This window comes from Thermoplasma acidophilum DSM 1728, assembly GCF_000195915.1.
GTDB classification, from domain to species: Archaea; Thermoplasmatota; Thermoplasmata; order Thermoplasmatales; family Thermoplasmataceae; genus Thermoplasma; species Thermoplasma acidophilum.
On record NC_002578.1, the window covers coordinates 149,920 to 169,476 of the forward strand.

General features: G+C 46.0%; 18 protein-coding genes. 6 read left to right on the forward strand and 12 right to left on the reverse strand.

The features are described 5' to 3' along the window. Positions 1-134: 134 nt before the first annotated feature. Complete coding sequence (locus TA_RS00755; RefSeq protein WP_010900576.1) at positions 135-1,346, reverse strand: MFS transporter; 1,212 nt, start codon at positions 1,344-1,346, stop codon at positions 135-137. Positions 1,347-1,443: 97 nt separating this feature from the next. After that, a complete protein-coding gene (locus TA_RS00760; RefSeq protein ID WP_048161448.1) occupies positions 1,444-2,013 on the reverse strand; it encodes a hypothetical protein in 570 nt (189 codons plus the stop codon). Between the two features lie 156 nt (positions 2,014-2,169). Between TA_RS00760 and TA_RS00765 the strand changes: the two genes are divergently transcribed. Beyond that, complete coding sequence (locus TA_RS00765) at positions 2,170-2,961, forward strand: S26 family signal peptidase (protein WP_010900578.1); 792 nt, start codon at positions 2,170-2,172, stop codon at positions 2,959-2,961. Between the two features lie 7 nt (positions 2,962-2,968). Here TA_RS00765 and TA_RS00770 read toward each other — a convergent pair whose 3' ends face one another. After that, a complete protein-coding gene (locus tag TA_RS00770) occupies positions 2,969-3,493 on the reverse strand; it encodes a peroxiredoxin (protein ID WP_010900579.1) in 525 nt (174 codons plus the stop codon). A 276-nt stretch (positions 3,494-3,769) separates the two neighbouring features. On the opposite strand from TA_RS00770, the gene TA_RS00775 reads away from it, so the two are divergent. Beyond that, complete coding sequence (locus tag TA_RS00775; protein WP_010900580.1) at positions 3,770-4,447, forward strand: glycosyltransferase family 2 protein; 678 nt, start codon at positions 3,770-3,772, stop codon at positions 4,445-4,447. On the opposite strand, the gene TA_RS00780 is transcribed toward TA_RS00775, so the two are convergent. Next, positions 4,448-5,578 carry an MFS transporter gene (locus tag TA_RS00780; protein ID WP_241761856.1) on the reverse strand — a complete coding sequence of 377 codons (1,131 nt, stop codon included), beginning with the start codon at positions 5,576-5,578 and terminating at the stop codon, positions 4,448-4,450. It lies immediately after the preceding gene. Between the two features lie 192 nt (positions 5,579-5,770). Between TA_RS00780 and sepF the strand changes: the two genes are divergently transcribed. Further along, on the forward strand, positions 5,771-6,133 hold the full coding sequence (gene sepF, locus TA_RS00785) for a cell division protein SepF (RefSeq protein ID WP_010900582.1): 363 nt from the start codon (positions 5,771-5,773) through the stop codon (positions 6,131-6,133). Between the two features lie 42 nt (positions 6,134-6,175). Here the strand turns inward: sepF and TA_RS00790 are convergent, their stop codons facing one another. The 5 genes from TA_RS00790 to TA_RS00810 all read right to left on the reverse strand — a co-directional run bounded on the left by TA_RS00790 (position 6,176) and on the right by TA_RS00810 (position 13,939). Further along, positions 6,176-7,459 (reverse strand): MFS transporter, encoded by a 1,284-nt coding sequence (locus tag TA_RS00790; protein WP_010900583.1) that lies wholly within the window; start codon positions 7,457-7,459, stop codon positions 6,176-6,178. A 149-nt stretch (positions 7,460-7,608) separates the two neighbouring features. Continuing rightward, the gene (locus TA_RS00795; protein ID WP_010900584.1) at positions 7,609-10,299 is read right to left on the reverse strand and encodes a DNA double-strand break repair ATPase Rad50; all 2,691 of its coding nucleotides are present in this window, start codon (positions 10,297-10,299) and stop codon (positions 7,609-7,611) included. After that, positions 10,271-11,413 (reverse strand): metallophosphoesterase family protein, encoded by a 1,143-nt coding sequence (locus tag TA_RS00800; RefSeq protein WP_241761857.1) that lies wholly within the window; start codon positions 11,411-11,413, stop codon positions 10,271-10,273. The genes TA_RS00795 and TA_RS00800 overlap by 29 nt, the downstream gene beginning before the upstream one ends. 5 nt (positions 11,414-11,418) lie before the next feature. Further along, positions 11,419-12,954 carry a helicase HerA domain-containing protein gene (locus tag TA_RS00805; RefSeq protein WP_241761858.1) on the reverse strand — a complete coding sequence of 512 codons (1,536 nt, stop codon included), beginning with the start codon at positions 12,952-12,954 and terminating at the stop codon, positions 11,419-11,421. Then, a complete protein-coding gene (locus TA_RS00810; RefSeq protein WP_010900587.1) occupies positions 12,935-13,939 on the reverse strand; it encodes a DNA double-strand break repair nuclease NurA in 1,005 nt (334 codons plus the stop codon). The genes TA_RS00805 and TA_RS00810 overlap by 20 nt, the downstream gene beginning before the upstream one ends. Before the next feature lie 443 nt (positions 13,940-14,382). Here TA_RS00810 and TA_RS00815 point away from each other — a divergent pair, with 443 nt between their 5' ends. Beyond that, the gene (locus tag TA_RS00815; RefSeq protein WP_048162225.1) at positions 14,383-15,240 is read left to right on the forward strand and encodes an NAD(P)-dependent oxidoreductase; all 858 of its coding nucleotides are present in this window, start codon (positions 14,383-14,385) and stop codon (positions 15,238-15,240) included. 13 nt (positions 15,241-15,253) lie between these two features. Next, positions 15,254-16,894 carry an oxidoreductase gene (locus TA_RS00820; RefSeq protein ID WP_241761859.1) on the forward strand — a complete coding sequence of 547 codons (1,641 nt, stop codon included), beginning with the start codon at positions 15,254-15,256 and terminating at the stop codon, positions 16,892-16,894. A gap of 316 nt (positions 16,895-17,210) precedes the next feature. Here TA_RS00820 and TA_RS00825 read toward each other — a convergent pair whose 3' ends face one another. From TA_RS00825 to TA_RS00835, 3 genes are all read right to left on the reverse strand, one after another. After that, positions 17,211-17,633, reverse strand: coding sequence for a hypothetical protein (locus tag TA_RS00825; RefSeq protein ID WP_010900590.1), 423 nt, complete (start codon positions 17,631-17,633; stop codon positions 17,211-17,213). A gap of 55 nt (positions 17,634-17,688) precedes the next feature. Beyond that, positions 17,689-18,459 carry a zinc ribbon domain-containing protein gene (locus TA_RS00830; protein WP_010900591.1) on the reverse strand — a complete coding sequence of 257 codons (771 nt, stop codon included), beginning with the start codon at positions 18,457-18,459 and terminating at the stop codon, positions 17,689-17,691. 72 nt (positions 18,460-18,531) lie between these two features. Further along, positions 18,532-18,792, reverse strand: a complete 261-nt coding sequence (locus TA_RS00835) for a hypothetical protein (RefSeq protein WP_010900592.1) — start codon at positions 18,790-18,792, stop codon at positions 18,532-18,534. 62 nt (positions 18,793-18,854) lie between these two features. Between TA_RS00835 and TA_RS00840 the strand changes: the two genes are divergently transcribed. Further along, complete coding sequence (locus tag TA_RS00840) at positions 18,855-19,556, forward strand: helix-turn-helix domain-containing protein (RefSeq protein WP_156778454.1); 702 nt, start codon at positions 18,855-18,857, stop codon at positions 19,554-19,556. Position 19,557 lies beyond the last annotated feature (1 nt).

The window sequence follows — 19,557 nt, forward strand, 5'->3', positions numbered from 1 at the left end:
TTTTTTTCATATTAAATTCTTATGATGTATGCAATGAACGATATTATATTACCAGCAGTAATAAAAAGATCTTAATCGTAATGGCCTCAACATATCGAGCGAAGTCCTGATTGGACAGATACGTATGGTCCGCATCAGACATGAGCTTGTATAGATTTCATTAGTCTGTTGCCTGCTATAATTATTGAGATAGAGGCCAGTATTGCTATGCCTAGCACTGGACTCCATACCATCAGTGGATCATTTGCATTCCGATATATCAGCAATGTACCCATAACTGGAGCGAGCGGCGATATGAATCCGCTTATCAGCTGTGCAGAACCGAAGTACTCTCCTCTACGATCTTCTGGCGCAATCTTTGATATTATCGAATTCGTAACTGGCGCAAGGATATTTTCACCAATGGTTATGAAAACTATATCCAGTCCTAGTAGAAGAAAGCTGTGGGTCAGTGCAAGAACGAAAAATCCAAAGCCATACACGATTGTGCCGAGGGCGAGCTGCCAGAATCCATTTATTCTCTCGATCATTCGGATTATTGGCATCTGTAGCAGTATTACTGTTATGCCGTTTATCGAATACAGGATGCCTATCATGTTGTTTGAAATCCCGTAAATAACGGAAAGAAATAGCGTCAGAGTTGTTCCCCACTGGCCAGAGACGAAGTACGTGACGCCGATCATGATTGCCACCACGACGAAATATCTATCAGACAGGGGCATGCTGAATTTTCCCGATCCGGTTCTGAGCTTGCCTGTTTCATTAACAAGATGATAGTAGAGAAGGAGCTCAATGACAGCTCCTGCAGCACCGAACAGGAATATGTAAGCGTAAGAATAACCGGCTAGAAAACCTCCTATCGCCGGGTCGGCGCTGAAGCCCAGATTGCCTGCTATGCGCAGTATGCCAAAAGATCCGGTTCGCTCTCCAATACCGGTAACGTCTGAGACTATTGCATTATCGGCGATCCACTGAATTACGGATATAGGCTCTATTGAGAGAAATTCGATGACAATGAATACTATGCTTGATCTGTAAAGTATTGATAGCGCAGTTATGATCATGAGGGCGAAGAGCAATACCGGGACTGCAAGCGATACTTTCCTCCTGCCGATGGTGTCAACCAAATTTCCGCCATAAACGGAGATCGGGAGCGCAATCATTGCTGTGAGAAGAAACAGTATGCCACTGAAATATACAGGGAGATCCCTGACCTTTGTTAGGTAAACAGGTATGAATATCCATATCTGGGATCTGGCGAGCACTCTGATGAACTGTGCTCCAGATACTGCCTGTATCTGTTTCCTCAAGAGAATGGATCTGTACGTAAATGCTGGCTCAGGCAAAAGTATACCAAAGTAGGTGATGACTTCCGATCTGATAATGATTCCTGCGTAAAAAGATGGATCAAAAGAAATTTTTCAGAAAACCGTCACCGATTATTCAGCTGTGAGGGCCAAAATGATCGATAAACCAGTACCTGCTTTCAGCTGGGCAGAGTATCATCGTATTTGGTGTAACTCCAGTCATCTCTATATTTTCCATGATCTCGCGGTGCTTGTTCTCCCACGTGAGCATCTCAAGCTCAGGAAACATTGCAGAAGTCAATTTGTGCTTGGCCCTGAACAGAGAATCCGTCACTTCGGAATTCACGGTCTGTGGATCCTTCCAATAACCTTCGAGGTAGGAATTCAGCGTTGTATTCATGATATCTAACACGTTGAATTTTATTACGAATTCAGGCGATGATCTGTTTTCGTCCACGTACTTCTGATAGAGGGCACTGTATTTCTTTTCATCTACACCGCGGAATGATACCCTGTCAGCGATCATATCGTCGCTCATCAGTTTTCTTATCTCCTCTCCGTAGAGGCCATGATCATAATCATAGTGTGTCAGATATGTTACATATATTTTGGTGGGGTTAAGTGAGAGTATGTATCTCAGCATTACATCATAGCTGTAACCCTCTATCTTCTCGTGAGCCTTGCCTATGGTAGCAACAAAAAACATAGTTGTATAGTTGAACTTATTATAAAGATATTATCTGCACTCTGAGTGTCAATATTTCAATTTTTCTGAATATTTTATTCGATAGTGCCGTTTTATTAATAAAATAACCTCCTTAAGTAGCAAGATATAAAATATGATATTTTCATACGGAATACGTTGTCAGCAATTAAGGCCTTATCAAAATATGGAACTATAATACTCGTGGCTGTGATCCTGATCATCATAGCATCGATCACGATTTATGGTGGAATATGGCCCCCAGCCTCCGTGGTGGAATCGGAGAGTATGCAGCATTCCAGCGAATGGCAGTTCGGAGTAATAAACACAGGGGACATAGTTCTGTTGAAAAAGGTAAACGATCCTGTGAAGAACATCATAACATACGTTGTCGGTAGGGAGATAGATTATAGAACATATGGTGAGTACGGCCAGGTCATACTCTACAATGCGCCGGATGGAGAGGTCATAATTCACAGGGCCATGTTCTACCTTTCATGGAACAACGGAACGCCTGTGATCTCCGGTTATCACAATCAGAGCTGGATGAAAGTTACGGACAATTACGTTATAATATACAACTGCAGCTACAATGGCAGGAATCTTTACGTCAATCTGCAGAATCTCCGAGGTCAGGATGGCTTTATAACGGTCGGCGATCATAACCTAGCCACATCGCCATTTTTCATTGCCAAGTACGATGCCTACGTAGCTGCGGATCAGAACATATTCGGGTATCCACCGGTAAAACCAGACAAAGTTGTGGCCGTAGCCTATGGACAGATACCTTGGCTTGGCCTCATAAAATTGAACATAATGAGGATCTACGGAGAATGGCCATACTACAATGAAGTTCCCAGATACGCATACGATTATCTATTCGCAACCTTATTTGTCATATTCGTTATACCATATATATCTTATTATTCATATAAAAAAATAAAAAGGTGAGGTCCCTTCAGACCTTTATGGTTGGTTCGCCCTCATGCCAGTTGACCGGGCATAGGCCGCCTGACTGCAGAGCCTCGAGAACCCTCAGGGTCTCGTCTGTGCTCCTGCCAACGTTGTCGTCCGTTATGACAACATACTTGACGATTCCGTCCGGGTTTATTATGAACAGGCCTCTCTGAGCATTGCCAGTCTCCTCATTGTACACATCGTATGCCCTTGCTATGGTACCCTTCCTGTCCTCTACCATGGGGAACTTTGCCTTTGCGACCCTCTCGTCGTGCTGAACCCAAGCCTGGTGAACGTACACCGTGTCAGCGCTGACCGATATTACCTCTGTGTTCTTCTTCTTGAACTTCTCGTAGTCTTCTGCGAAGCCTTCGACCTCGGTTGGGCACACGAAGGTGAAATCTGCAGGGTAGAAGAATAGAACTACCCATTTTCCTCTGTAGCTACTTAGTCTAACTTTCTTTATCTGCCCGTTTACAAAGGCATTAGCCTCGAAATCGGGTGCCGCTTTGTTTACAAGAGACATAATGGTACATCACTAACTTGTTTATAATAATTATCATCTGATTTTCTTTAAAAATAATCTCTATAAATTAAGATACTTATATAAATAAATTTAGAGTGTTTATCGATGGAAGCCCGTTATGGCTGATTTCAGCCTTTCTCCAGGAGCATAAGTTTAAATTCAGACATTGTTTGATCTTAAAAATGCCTTTCCATAAGTGGTAAGTGCGGTATTGGCTCCAATGCGCGGAAAGCACGCCATCTTGGTACAGGGCAGTGATGTTGAGAGTGTGTGTCTATGATGATCGATGACAGCAAGGTCAGCTTCGTTATTCCAACTATAAACGAGGAAGGTACCATAGGTTCGGTTATAGACGGTATACGTTCGGAATTTCCGAATTCAGAGATAATCGTCGTGGATACGAATTCAACAGACAGGACCAGGGAGATAGCGAGATCAAAGGGTGCAAGGGTTATAGAGGAGCCAAGGCGAGGATATGGACGCGCCTATCAGACAGGCATACCGGCAGCATCCGGAGAGATCATAGTGTGCATGGATGGAGACGGTACCTATCCGACCGATGTTGTAAAACCGCTCATCGAGCTGTTGATTGCGGACCGCGTGGATTTCATCTCATGCGACAGGATCACGTTCAGAACAAGCAAAAATTATACCACTCTTCATTACGTTGGCAATATGGTGCTCAACCTCACCATACGTATTCTCTTCAAGGTTAGGATGGTTGATTCTCAGAGCGGTATGTGGGTATTCCGATCGGAGATCTACAGAAAGATGAAGAACCTTGGAAACGGCATGTCCTTTTCTCAGAATATCAAGATAGAAGCGGTACGCCACGGAGTATTCATGGAGATACCGATAAGATACGGTGTCAGGATAACAAAGCCGAAGCTCAAGACATGGCATGATGGCTTCCACAATCTCTTTGCCCTCTTCGTGAAACGTGTATCAGAATGATCATTTGAGGATCTTTAGATATCCGATAACGGTGAATGAAAGCGCCGGAATCGCCAACGCGTAATCGTAGACGGATGATCCGGCTATTGAAATGACGGAAAGTATGAGAAAGGTGACTATCCTGCCTGAGACAAGGTAATATTCTCTGTTTATCCAGTAACCGGATGAATACTCGATCCTGTCCAGGAAGTTCATGAAGCTTGACATCGCGGCGTTTCCCAGCGGTGTCATTAGGAACGATATGATGCCTGATGCGGCAAATACAGCAATTGTAGCAAATGATCCGCGCACAGCGTAGAGGATTGATGCAGCGATGGTTATTGCGATCAGGATCCTGTATGATGATCCGATCCTTTTCTGCAGGTATATGGAGGATAGGTTTGATGATACCGCTATTATTGCCAAGAACGTGCCAAAGAGACCGGCAATGATGTAGCTGTGCGTGAGATAAAATATGTAAACCGGTGTGAAGGTGGATATCGCGATGGTGAGCATGTTCGATAGAAAGAAGTAGATCTTGAATCTCAGATAGTCTGGATTATCGATCACGGTATCCCTGATGCCGAAGCTCTTCCTTCTCTCACCAGTCTCCCTTATTGTCATAGCGATGAGGCCTGCAGCTATGAGCAGCAACGCTGAAATTACAAAGTCGATCCTGTATCGTGCTATCCCCGCTCCTGGAGATTCGGATACAATGAATCCGGCTATCAGGGGTGCAAGAAGGCCCGCAAGGTTTGATATGGCTGAGTTTGTGGAGAGAAAGTTGAATCTGTTCACTTTTCTGGTTATGGCCTGGCTTAACGTGTTGTTGCCGGCCCAGAACACGCCGGAAGGTATACCGTACAGAAGGCCGAAGGTGTACGGAACATAAAATGGCCCCTTTAGGAATACCATGCCGAAAATGATGAATGACCTCATCACGGTTCCTATGGAAAAAAGCGTTCTTGCATTCGTCGTTCTGAGCATGTACCCAGATAGGATGAACATGATCGTCTGCGTGGTCTGTATTGCTGCCTGATACTCCATCACGCTCAGCAGGCTGAATCTTGTAAAAAACAGGATATTTATGAAAATGCCGAACATGCCGTTCGCGAACGCGAAAAGGTTGTAGGAAGCGTAGTATTTTAGCAAATCGAATCCATGGTTAGCGATTATCGACGTATTTTTAAAATGAAAGCTGTGCGTATTCAAGTGTTGTCTAAATCACTGGCATATATGCGTCATATATAAATATAGCCAATTAACTTCGTTTTTCGCAGTATTTGTGTAACGCGTACCGTTTGCAGGGTGCTAAATTTAAATACATGCAGCAGATCTTTGATCATGCTCTTCAAAAAGAAGGCAGACCAGAAGAAAAACGATGGAAGGATCAAGTACATAGATCTTGCTAGGTATCCCCCGGAGAATTCGCCGGAGGATCAGAAGCTGGTCAAGGTTGCAGAGATCTACACTTATGAGGATCTGCTGGACGCCAGCCGTTTCATATACAATGGAAATATACTGATGGTGGACATATCCGGCGTTACAGACGAGGTATCATCCAGGCGCATCCTGGAGAAGTGCGCAAGCATAGGAAAGGAGATAAACGGCGATGTGGCCAAGGTCTCCAAGAATATGATAATGATAACGCCGAACGGAATAAAGATAGACAGGGAGAAGTACAGGGGTAGCATGAGTATAGTGTAATACGTACAATGCCTGTTTCAACAACGTAAAGAACGTCGTATTTTAAGCCTTGGCCATTGGCCTCATCCCTGTCAAGAACAGTCTTTCTCCCCTGTATATCCTCAATATTATTACCATTCCTATTGTTATCACGGCCGCGGCCATAATGTAATCTATCGAATAGCCGAAGAGCGTGGTGACCTCTCCAGATACAAGGCCGCCAAATATCTGGCCAACGCCGAGGAGCGAGTTGTAGAGCCCAATGGCTTTACCTCTCGTCTGCTGTGTCGCGTTTTTTGACACATAATTTGTCTGGCTCACGCTTATTATGCTCCAGATGCCACCAAGGAATGAATAGATGCTGACCGCCGATATGATGGCCAGATCCCTTGAAGATATGTTTGGTATAAGCGATGAGAGGCCAAAGACCATTATACGAGTCGTTACGGCGAGGAAAAGTGATGTCTTTCCCCCTATCCTGTTTACAATGCGGCCAGAGAATATGAAGGATACGGTCGAGAATGCAGAGTTGAACATGTACATGAGGAAGATCAGCGTGTTGTTGGCTCCGAAGTCTATGACCATGACCGGGTACGGTACGAAGAAGATCTGAAATCCGAACATCAGGAAGGCTGTCATCGCTATGAACAGCACAAGGTTCCTATCCAGTCTGTGCCCGTTGTTTTTTCCGTTTAGCCGCAGATAGTGTATTACGGCGACAGGAAAATATCGCGGCCTCTCTATGATCCTGAATGTGTTTGCCTGTATGGCGTTCCTGTTGAGTATTCTTCTGGGTTCATGTATGAACCTCAGGGCCATAATACCGGCGATCAGGTAGACCGCAGAGGACACGATGTATACGTATGGAAGATCCGATGGGCTGTAGTAGAATGTTATCAGCGCGGTACCAAGGCCCAGGCCAAGCACGGATCCTATACCGGATACCATACTGAACTTCGATATTATCTGCGGCCATACCGATCTGTCGTTCTGCTCCAGAAGCATGATGGTGGATACCGGAACGCTGGCCATAGCCAGAACCTGAAACGTGATGAGTATTGCAAGGTATTGGTATATGCTGTGAACGAACACTATGGGCAGGAATGAGACGAAAGCACCGAAGAATCCTATGAGGACAAAGATCTTCCTCTTCGATACCGCATCGGAGAGATCGCCCCATAATATGAGTGCCGGCACGGATGCTGCTGAAGATACCGCTGATGCAAGGCCCACAAAGAAGACGTTGGAATGAAGATACACGACCACAAAAAGGGGTATCATTGGGTTTGTGATGCCAGAGGCCATGCTGGACATCAGATAGCTGGCGAACCACCTGTTATCGGGCAATGCATCACGGATTTGAGGAATATCTGATCACTATTTAACGGTTATCTGCCTGTGAACGTATTCTATCATTATTATGGATTTGCCCATCGAACAACGGCATCATTCTGCATCCGCGGTGTCCGAAGGAACGATGGTGGAATTTCCGCGATCTAATCGGCGTTTGAAACAACGGATCTTCCACCTATCTTCTTCACCTCTATCGCCACATTTGCACTGGCAAGCAGTTCCCTGTGGTGCGAAATGATTATAACCTGCGGTATCACCGAGCTGTCCTTGAGCGTGTACTCTATTATATCCGAAAGGCTGTTCCTCCTCTCCTCGTCAAGAAACGCCGTTGGTTCATCGAGAATGAGCAGGCTAAGATCTGCATTAAGAAACTGCGCAACCGCCACCCTTATGGCAAATGCTACAGCTGTCTTTTCGCCTCCGCTGAGCGAATCTATGCCCTCTGGAACACCGCCCCTGTATACCGTCACGTTGAAGTCTTGGTCCACGGATATGTCGTCAAAATCAAGATCGAAGCTAGACAGGTAGTCACGTGTTTTCGCAGTCAGGTAATCGGAAACGCTCTGCCTTATCATGGCAGGAACACCGTTCTTTCCGAAAGCCTCTCTTATTCTTTTCACATCATTTATGGCTTTCTCGATTTTCTTCATCCTTTCAATATCGCGTTCTCTATCACTGATCCTTTGTTCGATTTCAGACACGTGTGATCTCAGCGTTTCAACCTTTGATCTTTTACCAGATAGTGAGGACAACGTGGCCTGGATCTGCCCTTCTACATACTTGAGGCGCGTTTCTGACTCACTCGCCTTAACTGACAATTCATTTTTGCGTTTCTGAATCTCATCCATGCCTGCGGATCTAGATCTGAGATCCTTGACCTTTTCTCTGAGCGTTTCCCTCTGCCTTTTCAGGTCTTCGGCCAGCTTGATCTGTGGTTCAAGCAGCCTGACCTCATCCTCGATCTTGCCGATATAGGAGGGCGTATACGAATTGATATCAGGAAATTCGCTTTCGATCTCATGCGTCCTATCCTCTGCATCCTTGAGCTTTTTGGAAACTTCATCCTTCTGCTTTCTCAAGGCCTCTATATCTCCAATGTTGGATATTACGGCCATCGCATTGTTCCAATCAGTATACTTCTGCCTTAGATCCTCGAGATGCATCGATCTATACTCTTCATCAAGCTGTTCATACTTCGTGTGCTTATATGCAATTGTAGAAAGGGAATTTTCGTCATCAGTTATCTGTGCTTCGAGATCCTTCATTTGCCTATCATACGTCTCGTATTCCCTAATTTTGCCTTTCGCTAGATACGACTCCATGGATATGAGCTGCCGCTTCTTCTCATCGATTGCAGACGCCTCACGTTCAAGATGATCTATCTCTTCGTTCAGCCTGTTCAGATCTTCCGAATAGTGTTCGCGTATCCTCCTCGATCCTTCATCGCCAAGATCCGTGCCGCAGACCGGGCACTTATTGTGCCCTTCAAGCATATTCATGTTCCTGCGGATCTCTTCCTCCTTCTGGCGAAGCGCCCCTATCTTTACCTGAAGATTGCCCAGATCCGTGTTTATTTCATCGATATCCCTGCGTATTTCTTCGTATATGGCTACCAGTTCGCTCGCATTTGCGAACGCCCTTCCCAGAGTCCGCGATATCTCATCTCCGAGATCCTTCTGCTTCTTCCTGTATTCTTCCCTCTTCTTCTTTTTCTGTTCTATTTCGTTAATGAGAGAAACGTACTTGCTTTCATAGGTGCGCAGATCATCCAGCTCATGCTTTATCTCGTCCATCCTTCTCTGCATTATCTCATACTGATCATGATCAGCCTGGAGTTCTGCGGCCTTCTTCATGTTATCCTCGTAGCTCTGTACCTGGCCGTCGATGTTCTTGAGCATCTTTCGGTAGTCGATGATCTGCCCCTTGTCGGTCCAGTAGCCCCTGATCCTCTCCCTGCTTGCATACACCTTGGATGACGTTATCTCATTGTATCTCTCCGTCGATCCTGATATTTCCTGTAGTTTGCCATCGATCTTTCTGATTTCTTCTTCGTACCTATTGGCTTCATCACTAAGCGACATCATGTTTTTAAGCGTCGCATCAAGCATAATGAGTTCCTTGCTGACAGCGTTGTACTCTGCGCTCGCCTCCTCCTTTTTTCTTAATAGATCTGATTCTATGGCCTCTTCCTGATCTATTTGCTTGGATAATTCAGCCACATCATCCTGATACCTGCGAAGATCGTCTCTATCTCTTTCGTTCTCCGATATAAGGTAATCCAGGTTCGATATACCGGCCTGCAGGGAATCGATAACGTCCTTGAGAACATCGTACGTTTCTTCCAGCTTTTCTATCTCAAGTATCTCATCCAGCAGCTTCTTTCTCCTTGCAGGATCACCTGAGATGAGATCGTCCATCTCACCCTGCTTGGAAAATACCGAGTTGAGAAACACGTCCTTGCTCTTTGTTATTATGTTCTTTTCGATGTAATCGTTAGCGTCCTTCACCGACTGGGAAAGTGCACTTCCATCGACCATTATCATGGCGTTGCTCTCAGGATTCTTGGATCTTCTGGTTATCGATCTTCTTATTATGTAGGTGTGCCCTCCATGCCTGAACTCCATTTCAACTTCCAGACTCTTTGCGCCCTTCCTTATCATATCCTCGATCTTCTTTGTCCTCTTATCTCCGAACAGAGCAAAGCGTATTGCATCGATTATGCTTGATTTTCCTGCCCCATTGTGCCCTACTATTATGTTGACACCTGTGTCGAAGAATATCTCGCTGTCCTCATGCGATAGGAAGTTAATCAGGCGAATCCTGTCTATTATCACCGTAAAGCACCTCTATCTCCTTCATGATGCCATCGATATCCTTTGATCTGGAATGTGCCATTATCTTCATGGCAAGATCCGCAAGCCTTTCATCACCAAGGTACGCCCGAAAATATTCTCTGAGATCCGCCGTCTCCGTATGTATGTTAGGTATTTTCGGATCTTTCCTTATTTTTGGCCTTGAAAATATGGCGTTGTCGAACTTAGATATATCCTGCATGACTGTTTCCATGGATATATCCCCGTGAATCTCTAAGCCCACAAGCGGTTTCTTTTCGTTGTCCTTCACTCTCAGCGATGAAAGCTTCTCCGAAATTTCATGAACATAGTTATCCGCATCGCTCTCCACCCTGATCTGCGGCCTTACGCTTTTTAGCCTTATGCGCTGCAGATCAACTTCGCCATTACTTATGTCAACTATGTTCACACCCTTTCCCTGCTTCAGGTAGCCGTTTATCTCATTCTCGCTCTTGATCTCGGTTGATCCTGCATACGATATGAGCGGCCCGATCCTCCGCTCCATGAAGTCATGCAGATGCCCCATGGCTATATAGGAGAAGTTCATTGGCAGATCGTCCATCTTTGCCTCGCACTGATCCGGTACGAAGAACGGATCTATGGCCTGATGCGACATCAGTATGCGATTCCTGTAGCCTTCCTCGATGTTCTCCGATCTTTTGTACTCATCCTTCAGCCTAGTCTTCATGTATCCCTTCATGTTGGAGATGCCACCTATGAGAACGTCTTCGCCATCAAATTTTCTAACTGCATACTCGTAGGCATCCCAGCCGAGTACATGGACACCCATAAAATCAAAGATACCAGCTGCAGGCTCCCCGTTCCTCCTGGGCCTGTCATGGTCTCCGAATATGACGAAGATCGGTATATTCCTAGCGTTAAGCTTCATAACGGCGTTTCTAAACTCCCTTATGGCTCTGTTTCCTGGCACCCATGTGTCGAAGAGGTCTCCGGTATGTATTACGAAATCAACGCTGTTTTCCAGAGCTATGTCTATCGCTTCGTGAAAGGCATCGTAGAAGTCCTGCTCCCTTTCATCCAGCGTCAGGGATCTGTATCCTATATGCGTATCAGAAAAGTGCATGAACCTAGGCATTCATATCACTCCAGCAGCTTTCTGGTTCTGTCCTTTATGGCCGATGGATCCCGCATTTTCTCAGCTTCTTCTCTGGCCTTCTTCAGCAGCTCCGTTATATCAACGTCAACGCCACCCTCTTCCGTCTCCCTCTGCCTGATCTTGGCAATCGTGGGCATCTTGACTATTTCACCAATTATTATTGCCTCTCCTATATCCAATGAAGGCAGATCCTCCATGAGCGATGCGCTCATGTTCTCGCTGCTCTCCAGGATGGCCTTCTGATCCACAGGATTCGTTATTCTCAGTATTATCTGTGAGTTGCACTGGCTTAGCACATCCTGATCGATCTTGCCAGGCCTCTGCGTTATTATTGCGAGGAATATGCCGAATTTCCTACCTTCTGCTGCGATCTTCTTTACCAGATCGTATAGCATCTTGGAAGCACCACCGCCCCTGTTCTTTTCGGGCGGAGCGAAATTGTGGGCCTCTTCAATGAACAGGAAGACCGGATACTCGAACGAGCCAGCAGTCTTGGCATCATATACCTGGCTTATGACCCTGTATGCGAAATAATTTGCAAGGCTCTGGTCAAGGCCGGACAGATCGATGACGCTCATCCTTGCCGGTGCAAGGTATTCGCCTATGTCCGTGGTCCTGGATCCGAAGATGTTCCTGATCCTGCGCAGATACTTTATCCTGGCGGTTATGCGGTGTTCAACATCTACGCTCTCGCTCTTCTCTATGAATTCATCAACATCCTTTCTTCCGTGCAGCTCCTCCATGATCTTTTTGACAACGTTTGACTGGTTCACATAATTTTCATGTATGCCCATTATATCGCAAACTTCTTCATAGTTGAGATCCTGGAATCTTATGGTGAATTCATCCACCTTCCCGAGCTTGTCCGTGTATCGCCCAGTGCTCATGGGCGTGCGGAAAACCCTTATGCTGTCTCTGTAGATCTGGTTCTGGCTGTTCTTCATTAGCACGTAATCCGCATGGGGATCTAGAACTATGATGGATGCACCCTTCTTCAGTAGTTCCTCCATTATCACGCCAGCGGTGTGGCTTTTTCCAGCCCCAGTCTGCGCTATTATGGCGAGATGCCTCCTCAGCCCGTTTATATTTGCAAAGACCTTGACGTCAGGCTGATCCGCCAGATGCCCAAGAAACAGCGATCTGTCATCATCAAACTTCAGTATGTTCTCCAGCACGTCCTTTCCAGCCCTGTACACAGGCTGGCCCGGCCTTATCAGATAACGAGATCTCGAGATCTTGCCATCCTTAACGCTCCCGATTATGCGAACCACGCACAGATCCACGTTGTCGTTCATCCTGTTCTCGGAGTATTTTCTAACACTGTTGTAGTCTATGCGATCGTTGAGGAGATCGCTTCTGGAAACAAGATCCTCCACCCTTCCGAGGATAAGATCCTCATACGCCAAAATGTAGACGTATTCCCACTTCTTAACCTGTATCTCCGGGTTCACAACAAACATGAAAGATTCCGATCTGTTATCTCCAACCGTATATCCTATCTCATATCCTGATCCTTGCACGCCTCTCACCTCTGGTTTCGTAGAAGGGTATTCCGGTCACCCTCTCAAACTCCTTCAGATACACATTTTCAACCTCGCTTTTCCTGAACTTCACCATGTTGTCTATATCGGAGAGCCACAGGTTGTACACCTTGTATCCGGTATAGCCGTACATCATAACCTGGAGCACGGTTTCGAACGGAACATGTGCACCGAAAACTTCAAACCTTATCGGAACGTCCTCCATTCTCGGCAGCAGATCGGAAACCATGAGATCGAACTTCATATTTCCTATGTTCATATTCACCAGCATAGGCTTCACGTACCCAGGCTTCTCTGCAAGGGATTTTATGATGTAATGATCGAAATGCCAGCTGTTTCTTTCGGCCTCCACAAGCGGGTTTTGCTCTGCTTCTCCCAGCAGCGTATCCCTGAGCATCCTGGATCTTGTAGATTTGGAAACAAATACTAGCGTAGTCTTCTTTGCCGCAGCTTCCAGAAGGCTTCGCAGGCCCATGCAGTAATCTTCATCCGCATCTATTGAAGCCTGATAGTTCTGGCATCTTCCTATCCTACCCATAAGAGAACCGTCTACCAGGGCTATATCCGGAGATTCCGAAGCTAGCAATTTCATCAAGCTTCTGTGCTCGGAGGATTCCATCATAATTATGGTTTCCCTCTTGACCTCTTCGGGTGTAACAGAGGCTATCGATGACTTGAAATCCACATAGACCCTGCCTTGGATCTTTGAATATGAACGTACGAGTATGAAGAAAGGCCCGCTGTAAAGTTCCCTGGAGAATTCGCTGCTGTCAGTCGCCGATATTGAGACCGATTTCACATCCAGATTCTGTTCAGGCAGTTCAGCATATCGATTCATGAAAGGTTCTCTGTATATACCCCTCAGCGGAGAATCTACTGGCATAATCATGGCGTCCCTTATGTTGCTGGCGTTGCGCCTGAGATACTCTCGGTATTGCGTGAATGCGTCAGAATCAAAGCTCATGCACTACAAGTAAACGTAATATCTATTTAACTTTAAGTTAAAGGAATTTCTGCCACAGCATTCTTTAGAACGGTGATATTGCATAACGCCAGACGACTGCGGTTGCATTTATGAGAAAGTTAGGGGTTCGGAGAAAGCAGTAAAGCTCCGATATTGAGGCATGAGACACACGGACTTCGCATTGATAGAAAACTTTACAAATGATTGATAGGAATCTCAAAGCAGCAATAAATATACTAATATTAAGTTCGATAAAAAATAGGGCTGATGCGGTCCGAACTTACGTCTGTGGAGATACCGCCGGCGGGATACCATCATGACGGTATTGGTCGCGTGTCGTTGAATCAGGAAGAAGCTCGAAGCTTCGGCTGAGGAGTAGCTCACCGAATATGTACCGTCTTCAGAACGGTAATTTTAGTATAACATGAATGGATGGAGGCTTCATGCAGAAAAAAGTTCTTCTGGTTGGTCTGGGTGTCATGGGTTCAAGGATAGCGGCCAACTTTGCCTCGGCCGGGAAACTTGCAGGCGTATATGACAGGAATGTGGATAAGGCAAAGAATACGGCTTCGATGCTGAAGGTTGGCTTCTACAGGGATCTCGGAGAAGCCGTTAAAAATAGCGATATCATAGTAACGATGCTTTATGACGACAGATCCGTCAAGGAAGTCTACTCACAGATGGAACAGGGCGTTCAAGGGAAGGTATTCATAGACATGTCTACCATATCGCCTGACACGTCCATCGAGATTGCGAAGAGGATAAAGGAAAAAGGGGGAAAGATGTATGATGCGCCGGTGATAGGCACATCGATAGCTGTGGAGAAGAAAGCGCTAGTAGTTCTTGTTGGTGGAGATCTATCCGGATACGATGAAGTGCGGGATCTGATCTCGGCCACTGCAAACCAGGTTGTCTATATGGGAGACAACGGTTCAGGGCTCTACGCGAAACTGGTGAACAATCTATTCCTCGGCTCCTACATGGCGTCGCTAGCCGAGGCTGTCCGATTCGGAAGAAAGAATGGAATTCCGGACAGCACCATATCAGATGTGCTCACGAAATACTCCAGTGCAAGGTCTCCGACATCGGATCTGAAGGTGCCAAAGATGATTTCCGAAGACTACAGTGTCCAGTTTTCAATCAAGAATATGCTGAAGGATATGGAGATAGTTGACAGGATGGCTTCAGAAAAGCGCATTGCCCTTCCAGTGGCGTCACTGGCATTGCAGCTTTTCCGGTACCTGATGGATTCTGGGTATGGCGAAGAGGACATAGCGGCAATATACAGGGCCCTGAGGTGATCCGGAGTTGGTTTTGGCATCAGAACCGGGTTACATAGGCACGGTGAGGATAAGGAACAGGCTGGTCATGTCACCAATGATATCGAACATGGCCGATCCAGACGGCAACACAAACGAGAATCACATCTCATACCTGGAGGAGAGGGCTAAGGGCGGTGCAGGCCTCATAATAACCGAATATACGTATGTTGACAGGAGATCCGGAATAGGCTCCAGAAACCAGATGGGCATGTATGATGAGAGGCAGATACCCAAATTCTCAAGGCTAACTGAGAGGATCCATGCGCATGGGGCCAAGATATTTGTGCAGCTGGTGCATGCCGGCGCAAAGGCCATTGGGGCGATCAATGAGTACAAAATAGCCCCATCCAAAACGAATTTCGACCCATCCGTTAGGGAGATGGATGCCTCTGATATTGAGGATGTCATATCAGCATACAGGAAGGCGGCGAATATAGCTGAAAGATCGGGTTTTGACGGTATTGAGATACACGGGGCACATGGATACCTTGTGGACGAATTTCTCTCGCCATGGTGGAACAAGCGCACTGACAGGTACGGAGGATCCTTTGAGAACAGGATAAGGTTTGCCCAGGAAGTCATTGACGCGGTCAGATCCGAGGTGGACATACCTGTTGGCATACGCATAAGCCTTTACGAAGATGAGGAGGATGGCTACAGCCCTGATTATGGCATGAAGATAGCGGAATCGATCAGAAACATAGATTACGTGCATGTTTCAGCTGGAAACAATGAACCTCCCGGATCGTCTGCATCTTTCTATTCGCCGCATGCACATATATTTCAGAAGCTGCGGGGAAGTACAGGAAAAACATTGATTGTTGCCGGATCGATAACTGCAAGGGAGGACGTTGATCTTGTTCTTTCCGCGGCCGATTTTGTAGCCGTGGGAAGGGCCATGCTCGCCGATCCATATTTCCCCATGAAGATCATCACCGGAAAGGGAGAAATCCGCCCATGCATCAGGTGCAATCAGGGATGCAGGAATCTGGCGTATGGTGAGGTGCGGTGCACGGTGAATCCGTACTTCGTTGTTCCAGAGCCGAGGAAGATCTATAAAGGAGAGGTTGTCGTGGTTGGCGCCGGAGTTAAGGGGCTTGAAGCATCGCTTTACGCGGCAAAGTCTGGCCTTAAGGTTGTGATATACGAAAAGGAAGACAGGATAGGCGGGCAGATCAACAGCATATTCGATGCATCCAAGGCCAGGGAATTCAGGCAGCTCCTGGATTATTATGGCAGAACAATAAAAAAATACGGAATCGACGTGAGGCTGGGTGAACGTTACAGCGGTGACGGAATATATTGCCTGCCGGATACTGTCTATCCAGATCTTCCCGACAAGGATGAGATATGGATAGATTCCAACGTCTACATGTACCATGACCTTGCCCTGAGATACGCCGCGGAACACAAAGTTTACCTATCTTCATACAGTCTGACAAGCCTTGACAGAGCCAGAAGGAAGGCTTATGCTAATATCGCGAGAAAGGCCGGCGTTACAATAGTGGACACCGCGGATCACTATGATGTTAGCATACATGATCGGAATCAATACGACATATACCAGGCCATGCTGTCTGGGATCGAAGCGATGAGGTCACATATAGCGGCATCTGAAAATGAATATCTCTAAATCTCCCCACGCGGATCTGGTCATAAAATTAAAAGGCCAGGTCTGTGTAGGTTCAAGTTTTCCATTGCTTTGCATAAGATCTAAGCTGAAATTTATGGTGAAATTCTGGTTTGGCGTAAGTGACAAAAACTCATCTTATGTGAAAATATATGGATTTCTTACAACGGAAAAAATTCAAAATTCTACGCGTGCATGGAGATAGCTTCATATGGCTTCTGCGGTTTAAATCAGCACAAGCGAATCCGATGTTCTAGATAAAAAACTCAAGAACATGGATCGTTCTTAGGATCGGAAGTCTGGGTAATTCAACCACACCCTATATTATTATGCCAATCTGATTTTTCAGGTATGGCGATCCCACAAAGTGCCCGTGTATCATGCCTATGTGTATGACAGGGAACAGGAAAACGCCCAGCAATAGCGATATCACCACTGCTATGAATATTGCGATTATCGCAAGTGCAAGCGAATCTATCCATCCTATTCTGTAAACTTCCTTGAAGACCCAGAGAGACCCTATGAAACCGAATATCATGCCTATAAATGGCGTGAACAGCGAAAAAACAAAGAAGAAAATGTAGAATATTATGATAGAGAGAAGCGTTGCAGCCATAGCCTGGCCAAACGTAGACCTCTTTGAAACAACCTTTCCGGCTATCCACACAGGCACAGAAGCAATTATCAATGTTAGTATTATAGCAATGACGAAGGCTATGAAGTCTCCGATTATAACTAGCACGGCCCTATATATCCTTTCTATTTAAAAAAGTTGGCAGTGGTGAATATGACGCGCATTATGCTGTATTTTTCATCTCAGATCTGAACCTGCTGACTGCATACCGCACCACTACGATGAATATCGCAATTATGATCACGTAAGGGATCCATGTTATGAAAAGAATTCCCAGGTTCTTTGAGCTTTCCAGTGCTATGGTCCAGGATTCGAATATACCGGCGGTGAGCAGTTCCAGCCCAACCATGAGCCAGACTATTATCGCCGTTTTTATCTCCTTTCTGAACGACCTCCTGAACAGAGAGGCGATCAGGAAGCCCCCTTCAGTTGAAGCTATGGCGTATGATGGAAGCTCCAGCCATGAGTATGGAAGGAGAAGTAGCGATAGCAGTGCCAATGGCCCTGTAACACCTTGTGAGACCGCGAGTGCATTCAGTACTATTGCAGTTGAATAAGTAGATATTATGAAGAAAATTTGCCCTATAACCGGTATGATCTCTATGCTGGCGATCTCATAGTTATGAGAGAATATGGAGAAGGATCTGACTATAAGAGGCAGCGATCGAACGGCTTGCAGGCTAGGTTCGTTCTGGCCCACGATCTGGCTCGCCGTGGATCCGGACATCGGCAGGGCTGACAGCGCAAACATCAGCGCAAGCTCGCCGATGAATACGAGGACCATTGCAAGTATCCTCTGCCTTGAGAATATCCGCACGAATGCAGCCTTCCATGTATCCTCATTGACGGCTGGGAACCTGTATCCGCAGACTGGGCACTGTTCTGTCCCCTCAGGAACCAGATTTCCACACTGAGGGCACTGAATATCCTTCATACATACAAAAAATGGAAAAGCACAATATTAAAGTTTTTAAAATAAAAAATTAATATTCAAATAAATATACTATCACAGCAATTTCTGGGTTGCAAAGATCTCGTGCTTCGTCGGCGGGTTAACCTTCTCCATGAGGCTCTTGAAATCCTCAAGGCTAGGTGCCTCCCACTCGCATATTGCCATCCTTTCGTCGCCTATGACGTTGACGGATTTGAGTGTGAATCCGGCTGGCAACTTGCCGTTCTTCTGCATGTCTATGATGCTTCCGACAACCTTGAACGCCTCATCCTGGTTCTTTCCCTTCCATCTGTGCTCCACTATCAGTGAAACCATTTCATATCACCATGTTCATGAACTTAATTAAAGATATATAAATGATGCCGGTATGTGACGGTATGGAAGAGATAGAGTTCGATCTCGTTAATGATCTGCCGTTCTGCAGGCTCAGCAAGCTGTTCCCGGACGTGAGCTTCTACAGGTGGTGCAATTCTGCCGTGGATTATCTTGAATTCTACGGTAAGGATGAGGATCTGAAGAAGGTAAGCGATTTTCTGCCAGAAATAGAGAAGGCGCTGAATACACACGTCATATACAGGACATCGAGGAATGGAAATCTCTCTGTAATGCTTGTTTGCAGATGCAATGCCTCGAATTCCACCATACGCAAGGCGGAATCAAAGAACCTGATGTGGAAGGCTCCGGTCTACTATCAGAATGGCCACGAGAAGATTTCGCTGATATCACCAGTATCAGAAAATTTCCTCTCGATATTCGACGAGTTCGGAAGCATCGGCGATGCCAGGGTCATAAAGAAAGCAGAGATAAAGCCAGAGCTGGTCAGGGATACATACACCGTCTCCATGTCAGAACTGCTCTCTGCGTTGACAACCAAGCAGCTAAAGTACCTGGTTAACGCATACCACATGGGATACTTCGATACTCCAAAGAGAGTGCAGATAGGCGAGATGGCTAAGGAATTCGGCATCTCATATTCCACGCTGCAGGAACATCTTGAGAAGGCGGTAAACAGGATACTCAAGGGACTTGAGCCGTATCTTACCATCGACCTGCACATCCGCGGTGACAGGGAGGATTGAT

Bases quoted from the DNA above. Each gene is read 5' to 3' on its own strand.
- TA_RS00840 (WP_156778454.1), top strand. From the start codon at position 18,855: ATGGAAGAGATAGAGTTCGATCTCGTTAATGATCTGCCGTTCTGCAGG.
- sepF (WP_010900582.1), top strand. From the start codon at position 5,771: ATGCTCTTCAAAAAGAAGGCAGACCAGAAGAAAAACGATGGAAGGATC.
- TA_RS00760 (WP_048161448.1), bottom strand. From the start codon at position 2,013: ATGTTTTTTGTTGCTACCATAGGCAAGGCTCACGAGAAGATAGAGGGT.
- TA_RS00800 (WP_241761857.1), bottom strand. From the start codon at position 11,413: ATGCCTAGGTTCATGCACTTTTCTGATACGCATATAGGATACAGATCC.
- TA_RS00770 (WP_010900579.1), bottom strand. From the start codon at position 3,493: ATGTCTCTTGTAAACAAAGCGGCACCCGATTTCGAGGCTAATGCCTTT.
- TA_RS00775 (WP_010900580.1), top strand. From the start codon at position 3,770: ATGATGATCGATGACAGCAAGGTCAGCTTCGTTATTCCAACTATAAAC.
- TA_RS00830 (WP_010900591.1), bottom strand. From the start codon at position 18,459: ATGAAGGATATTCAGTGCCCTCAGTGTGGAAATCTGGTTCCTGAGGGG.
- TA_RS00810 (WP_010900587.1), bottom strand. From the start codon at position 13,939: ATGAGCTTTGATTCTGACGCATTCACGCAATACCGAGAGTATCTCAGG.
- TA_RS00835 (WP_010900592.1), bottom strand. From the start codon at position 18,792: ATGGTTTCACTGATAGTGGAGCACAGATGGAAGGGAAAGAACCAGGAT.
- TA_RS00815 (WP_048162225.1), top strand. From the start codon at position 14,383: ATGCAGAAAAAAGTTCTTCTGGTTGGTCTGGGTGTCATGGGTTCAAGG.